Source organism: Bacillus sp. JJ1503, from assembly GCF_036965125.1.
Lineage (GTDB): Bacteria > Bacillota > Bacilli > Bacillales > Cytobacillaceae > Cytobacillus.
Genome location: NZ_JBALOZ010000349.1, coordinates 1 through 851 on the forward strand (window position 1 = coordinate 1; position 851 = coordinate 851).

An 851-nucleotide genomic window follows, 5' to 3' on the forward strand; every position below is an offset into this window, starting at 1 on the left:
AAAGGGCCAGATTGTGGAGCAATGCCCTTAAAGAAAATTGTATTTTTCACTGGTGTACAAAAATGAATCTTTTTAGAGTTAAAGTTCGTACTGGTTAGAAAATATTGATTTTTTAGGAGGTATAATGTTTAGATTTAGATTCTTCTTCCTTATATCTATATTTTTATTAACTGCTTGCACTCAGGATACAGTAGTTCCTAAAGAAATAGTTCAAGAGGAAGCAGTTGATAAAAACATTGTTGTTACAGCGGATGGGAAAATTACTTTTAAAATTTCTAATACCATAAAGGTTCCAGAAGAAAAAGTAGAATCCATAAAACAGGAACTCCTAAATGCTTATAATGACATTCAGAAGTCAATCCAAACAAATTATGTACCATCCGAGAGAATAAATATATTCCTCAATGAATGGAATCAAGCGTCATGGGGATTGAGGTCGGAACTCAAACTATATGCAATTAGGGAAAATCAATATCCGCTTGTCCATGAACTTACACATTCTTTAATTGGTTATGGTAACAACTTTGATTCAAGCATGGGGTATTTAACACAAGAGGGTTTTGCTACTTATATGGAAGATAAGTATGGAAAACAAAAATCATATTCCCATCAGATTATGAAGTATTTAATTGATTCAAATAAAACAATTTCTATTAACAAGTTGATAGATTTGAATCAAGATGATTCAAATTTCGCCCAGCTTTTATAAATCCAGAGGATTACACCCTTCAATGGATAAGTTATATTCATTCAGCTTCTTTTGTTACCTATTTAGTTGAATCATATGGGTTAGAGAAGTTTGAGCAAATCTACAACAAAGAAGACTTGGCTAAAAAAATAGAGGATATATA

1 protein-coding gene is annotated in these 851 nt (G+C 31.3%); it reads left to right on the plus strand.

Translation table 11 applies throughout. From position 1 onward, the window contains the following. The first annotated feature begins 124 nt into the window (after positions 1 to 124). Positions 125 to 709: a hypothetical protein gene (locus V7149_RS22380; RefSeq protein ID WP_335347794.1), complete on the plus strand. Its 585-nt coding sequence runs from the start codon at positions 125 to 127 to the stop codon at positions 707 to 709. Positions 710 to 851 lie beyond the last annotated feature (142 nt).

What these genes read in the sequence shown, in the direction of transcription:
- V7149_RS22380 (WP_335347794.1), top strand. Translation starts at nt 125, where the DNA reads ATGTTTAGATTTAGATTCTTCTTCCTTATATCTATATTTTTATTAACT.